6 protein-coding genes are annotated in these 5,853 nt (G+C 40.3%); all 6 read right to left on the minus strand.

The annotated features are described in order from the left end of the window. Nucleotides 1-169 precede the first annotated feature (169 nt). The 6 genes from CN326_RS23630 to CN326_RS23655 all read right to left on the minus strand — a co-directional run bounded on the left by CN326_RS23630 (nt 170) and on the right by CN326_RS23655 (nt 5,715). Nucleotides 170-1,432: an MFS transporter gene (locus CN326_RS23630; protein WP_098311360.1), complete on the minus strand. Its 1,263-nt coding sequence runs from the start codon at nt 1,430-1,432 to the stop codon at nt 170-172. Nucleotides 1,433-1,816: 384 nt separating this feature from the next. Further along, nucleotides 1,817-2,344: a chromate transporter gene (locus CN326_RS23635; RefSeq protein ID WP_098311365.1), complete on the minus strand. Its 528-nt coding sequence runs from the start codon at nt 2,342-2,344 to the stop codon at nt 1,817-1,819. After that, entirely contained in the window at nt 2,344-2,916 is a 573-nt protein-coding gene (locus tag CN326_RS23640) for a chromate transporter (RefSeq protein ID WP_098311361.1), read from the minus strand. The genes CN326_RS23635 and CN326_RS23640 overlap by 1 nt, the downstream gene beginning before the upstream one ends. A gap of 22 nt (nt 2,917-2,938) precedes the next feature. Next, nucleotides 2,939-4,555 (minus strand): gamma-glutamyltransferase family protein, encoded by a 1,617-nt coding sequence (locus CN326_RS23645; protein ID WP_098311362.1) that lies wholly within the window; start codon nt 4,553-4,555, stop codon nt 2,939-2,941. A 243-nt stretch (nt 4,556-4,798) separates the two neighbouring features. Then, on the minus strand, nt 4,799-5,248 hold the full coding sequence (locus tag CN326_RS23650; protein ID WP_098311363.1) for an Lrp/AsnC family transcriptional regulator: 450 nt from the start codon (nt 5,246-5,248) through the stop codon (nt 4,799-4,801). A 194-nt stretch (nt 5,249-5,442) separates the two neighbouring features. Beyond that, nucleotides 5,443-5,715: a hypothetical protein gene (locus CN326_RS23655; RefSeq protein ID WP_098311364.1), complete on the minus strand. Its 273-nt coding sequence runs from the start codon at nt 5,713-5,715 to the stop codon at nt 5,443-5,445. Between the last annotated feature and the right edge of the window lie 138 nt (nt 5,716-5,853).

Here is a 5,853-nt window from a genome sequence, read left to right on the forward strand (position 1 = left end):
ACTTTGCAACAGAACCATAATGCTTCCACTTGAATAAATTTCGATTTTCCATACTGATCACGCACCTTTTTTAGAGTAATAGTATCAGTATGTCCAAGTTTAAGAGATTTTTTGCACCAGAACCGATATTGGAAGAGGTCGTTGGTTAGTTGCCCTATTTATTAAATCCCTATAAATTTACAACTTTTGATGGTAACTTTTTGTCCTTAGCTTGGTTATCAGGTTTTGTAAAAATACAGAAAATAAGACTGGCAAGTAATAATAGCGTAGCACTCAATAAAACAGAGTAATTAAATCCGACCCTAATGTTATCGCCTGCAGATTGGACAACAAAACCAATTACAGCTGGTCCAATAATTCCTGACAAGTTTGCAAGCCCTAGCAATACACCTGACATTAATCCTCTTCGTTCAGGAAGTAAGTGATTCACAATCTGGGGTGCAAGTGGAAACATGCCATTTACAAACGCCATTCCCAAAAATAAGGCAATAATGGCTCCATATACACTTTGGACAACTGTTGTAGAATAAAAACATACAGCAGCTAATATTAGAGATGGTCCAGCAACAAGCACACGGGATTTTCGAAGATTGTTTGTTTTTTTAAGTACCCGATCTGAGATAAATGAGATAAGTACACCACCAAGAGCAGAACCAAGGCCGATGAACATAACAGCATAGCCCATCTGTGCTTGTGTTAACTGCACAATTTTAACAAGATAGGTCGGCATCCATACAAACGACCATGTAAGAATCCAGTAAGCCATGAATAGAGCAAGAAGAGTAAAGATAAAAGTAGGAGATAGAAAAAGTGGATAGATCTCTGACCAGTTTACTTTATTGGAAACTAGGGTAGATTCACTTTTCACTATATTCCCCTCAGTTTTCCCTTTAAAAGTCACCAGCCACAGAACTGCCCAAACCAGGCTTAATACGCCTAAAATAGCCAATGTCATTCGCCAACCATAAATTCCAATCAGGGAAATAAGAACAGGAACCATCAATTTAGCAATCATGCTACCTGTATTCATAATGGAAATCGCAAGGCCGCGCTGTTCAGGAACGAAATGTTTGCTTATATGGCTAATCGCAGTTGCATGAAATGGTCCTTCAATAGCACCCAAAAGGACACGGCACAAAATTAGCATTGGCAAGCCATAAATTGCTAATGCTCCAAACTGTACTATTGTCAAACCAATAGCCATAAAAGCGAGCATTCTGCCTGTTCCAATTCGATCTGACAATGCGGCTCCAACTATAGACATAATTGAAAACAACCAAAAGAAGCTGCTTCCAACTATACCCCATTGGCTATAGTTAAGTTTCAAATCTTCCATAATAGGAATAGCTGCGTATCCTATAATCGCCTTATCTGTAAAGTTAATCAGGTAAAGAACGGCCAAAAAAGCTATAACAATCCATTTCATTTTCATAATCGAAAACACATCCTTTTTTTATAATAAGATGATGTACGTACACTACATGAATCAGCTTAGAAAAGGAAGCACACATGGACTTTACTAATTTTAGTTAAGATCAATATGGCTGGAATTTTTATTGTAAATCCAATAAAGAAAGCGCTTTAAATTTTAAAAGCCCCAAAATATACGACGTGATATTCAGCTATGAATTGCACATCATGCGTTCGAATAGCACAGGCGCAAAATGCGAATCAGCGACGTACCTTCTTTTCCCTCCTTTCATTTTTACCATCCGCTGAAGGCGTTTCTGGAGATGGTATGAGCTACTGCTAGTTTATGAGCATCGATTGCGGAATCTGTAGAGTCTCTAAATAGAGACTCTACCTAGTGTTTACACTACAAATTGATTGCACCGTATATGAGTGAAGCGAGTACTACTAATCCAGGATGTACTTTCATTTTTTCCATTAATAAATAACTGCCGATTCCTAAGAATAGAATGTGTCCTATTCCTATCTGAAAGTAAGACTCATAGAATGATTGAACAGCCATCACACCAAGAAGGACCGCAATCGTCGGTTTGACATAAAGCGTCATGCGTTTGACTTGCGGGGACTTTCTGAATTTATACAGAAGACCCATTAAAGCAAGCATGAGTATAAGAGATGGCGCAACTGTGGCAAGTACCGCTAAAAATGATCCGAGGTATCCACCCTCTTGAAAACCGATGTAGCCTGCCATCTTTGTGGCAATCGGACCAGGCAGCGCGTTCCCCATCGCTAAAGCTTCATTAAATTCTTGCGTCGTCATCCATTCATAGCGCTCTACTACTTCCTTTTGAATGAGAGGGATGGTGGCTGGTCCTCCGCCGTATCCTAAAATATTGGTGATAAAAAAGACCCAAAAGATATGCAAATACATCATCATGCTGATATTTCCTTCTTTTTTTTCTTTTGACGAGAGGTATCGGTAGGCTTTACGACAGCAATTACTAAAAGAGTCCCTATTATAAAGCTGGGATGAATACCAAAGTATTCGATAAGCACTAATGCGACAATGATGTGCAATGTGGTAAAAAACCACTTGAGCCCTTTAATGGAACTCTGGACAAATTCCCAAGTCAAGACTCCAAGCATTACCGCTACTACCGGTACAACTGCCTTTGTCATGCCTTGAACCCACTTCAAATCTTTGAACACAACTAATGTACTGAGCAATATAATCATTAAAATGATAGTAGGTAAAATAGTGGCAAAGATGGCGTTGATCATTCCCAGTACGCCGCCGATACGAAAGCCGATATAGCCTGCCATCTTTGTTGCGATCGGGCCGGGCAATGTGTTTGCAATCGCTAATACATCACCAAATTCTTCATTGTTCATCCATTTAAACCGTTCTACTACCTCTTTTTGAACAAGAGGAATCGTCGTAGGTCCCCCGCCATATCCAAGCATGCTGCTGCGAAAAAATGCGATAAAAATGTCTAGTTGTTTCATAGAATCAATCCTTTACTGTAGATTACCAACTGGCAATTGCCCCATCTGTCCTTGATTCTGTGCCGCCCATCAGTACACCCGTTTCAGGATTTCGCCATATGATTTGACCGCGGCCGAACGAACCTGAGTCTACCGCCACTTTGATATCATGCCCTTTTCGTACTAATTCTTCTGTAATATGAGATGGGAATGTTTTTTCTACTTCTACAGTTTTTTCGCTCTTCCACTGCCATCTTGGCGCATCTAAAGCTGCTTGCGGATGCAAGTGAAAATCTATTGTATTCATAATGACTTGGACATGCCCTTGCGGTTGCATATATCCTCCCATGACACCAAATGGTCCAACAGGTTGATTATCCTTCGTTAAAAATCCCGGAATAATCGTATGATACGTTTTCTTACCGCCCTTCAGGCAGTTGTAATGAGTAGGGTCGAGGCTGAAATCATGTCCGCGGTTTTGTAAGGCAATTCCTGTTCCCGGCACTACAACCGCAGAACCAAAGCCCATGTAATTACTTTGGATAAACGAGACCATGTTGCCCTCTCCGTCCGCTGTCGCAAGGTACACTGTTCCTCCGCGCGGCGGTACACCTGGAGCCGGCGTGCATGCTTCCCTTCCGATCAGCGCTTGCCGCTGCTGGCCATACGAAGTGCTTAACAGCTCTTCTGTGGTCATGCCCATATGCTCAGGGTCTGTAATGTAGTGCTTGCCACAAGTATAAGCAAGCTTCATGGCTTCGATTTGTTTGTGGTATGTGTCTGTCGTTTCTTTTGCTGTAAAATCAAATCCTTTTAAGATATTTAGAGCCATCAGAGCTACGATACCTTGCCCGTTTGGCGGTATTTCCCAAACATCATAACCACGATAGTTTACTTTAATAGGATCAACCCACTCCGGTTTAAAGGCCGCTAAATCATCTTTTGTTAAATAGCCCCCGTAAGTCGCAGAAGCTGCGGCAATTTTGTCTGCAAGTGCCCCTTTGTAAAAGCTTTCTCCGTTTGTTCTGGAGATTTCTCCCAGCGTGTCAGCGTGGTCAAGAGACGACCAGATTTCTCCGACTTCAGGTGCTCGTTCCTTCGGAGCAAAGGTCTCAAACCAAGCTTCAAATTCTGCTCCTGTACATTCTTGTTTGTATTGTTCATATGCCTTTTTCCAAAAGCGGCCTAGCGTAGGCGAAACAGGAAAGCCGTTTGCGGCATATTCAATTGCCGGCTTCATAACCTCCAGCAGCGGCAGGCGGCCAAAGCGTTTCGATAATTCCACCCAAGCTGCCGGAGCGCCCGGTACCGTGACAGGCAACCATCCATGCTTTGGCATCCGTTCATATCCAACTTCTTTTACCTTTTCAATCGAAATATTCATCGGTGCCGGACCGCTTGCATTGAGTCCGTGTAACTTTCCTTTCGTCCAAACAAGCGCAAATGCGTCTCCGCCAATACCGTTTGAGGTAGGTTCTACTACCGTTAGACAAGCAGCAGTTGCAATGGCCGCATCAATCGCGTTTCCACCTTTTTTCAAAATATCCAATCCTGCTTGTGCAGCTAAAGGCTGAGACGTAGCGACCATTCCATTCTTGGCATACACTACATTTCGTTGTGATGTATAAGGTGAATAATGTGGATCTAATTGTAAAGCCATGATAAAACCTCTCCCTTTACATGTAATATGTACTTATTTCTAAGCAGTATAATAACCAAACGAATGAAAAATTACCTATTTTCTAACGATTGTTATTTAAAACTGATTTATTAAATAACAATCGCACGATTTAAAAATGATTATATACCATTTTTTTTAAAAGTACAGTATATTTTTAAAAAAATTAAAAATTTTCAAAAAATATCATCAAAAAAAATAAACTCCCCAGTTAAAAGGAGTTTATTATAACTTTAGTCCTGATCTGCTTTTGAAACGGCGTAGTAAAATATGGCTTTCCACTCGCGAAATACCTTCTATCCCGTATAATTCATTATTGATGAACGATTCTAAGGATGCAAAGTCCTCAACTAGCACGTGCATATGCAATGTACTAGGCCCTGTCATTTGATAACAACTGGCAACGCTTGGATTATTAGCTAATTTTTCTGCTACTTTCACTAAGTATGCAGGTTCACAATCCACTTCAAAAAAGGCTGAGACGTTTTTGCCTACAGCTTCAGAGTTGATTACAACGCTGAACTTTTCAATCACACCTTTTTCCATGAGCTGCTGCACACGATCACGTACCACATTACGTGATAGGTTTAGTTCTTTTCCTATATCTGCATACGAAGTTCGACCATTTTGCATTAATATCTCTAATATTTTTTTGTCTGTATCGTTAATTTTCATCTGTTTCACACCTTGCCTTATGATCAGGATTCCTATGAGAAAAACTATAACTGTAAGAGTTAAGCTTTTACTAGGTGTTATCTTAATAATAAACCTTCTATCCGATACTGAAAAGTTTAATATGCATAGGAATCCATTGCCATCACTCTAACAGGTAAGCGGATTGAAAAAACATTATTTCCTCAAAATATAGCTTATTTCTGAAGTTCAGACAAAATGTCAGCTACCCGTTCTTTCTTGAAAACAAATTTAAAAGCCTGACTATCCCTAAGAGTGATTTGAATAGCTCCGTTTAACGGACCGCTTACTTCTTTGCATTCTTGGATATCCGTGCGGTGGATTCCCATCGCACGGTGTATATCCGCATTCAATTGCTGCTTATATACAAGCAGTCGCTGGTTTGTTATCGCTAACACCATCGGCATATTGTCTTTTGTAAGCCAAGAAATTTCGAGAAACAGCTTCATCACCCAAGTTGTAGGAGCCGTTCTCCCTCCTGCTTTCGTAATGATTTGTTCATCTTTTTCTAAATCATGCGTTAGTTCAATAAGGAGATATAGTTAAAATCAAAATTTAATCGTTCTAAAGGTTCTGTTGCAAAGTTT

This window comes from Bacillus sp. AFS018417 (assembly GCF_002560985.1).
Lineage (GTDB): Bacteria > Bacillota > Bacilli > Bacillales > Bacillaceae_G > Bacillus_A > Bacillus_A rhizoplanae.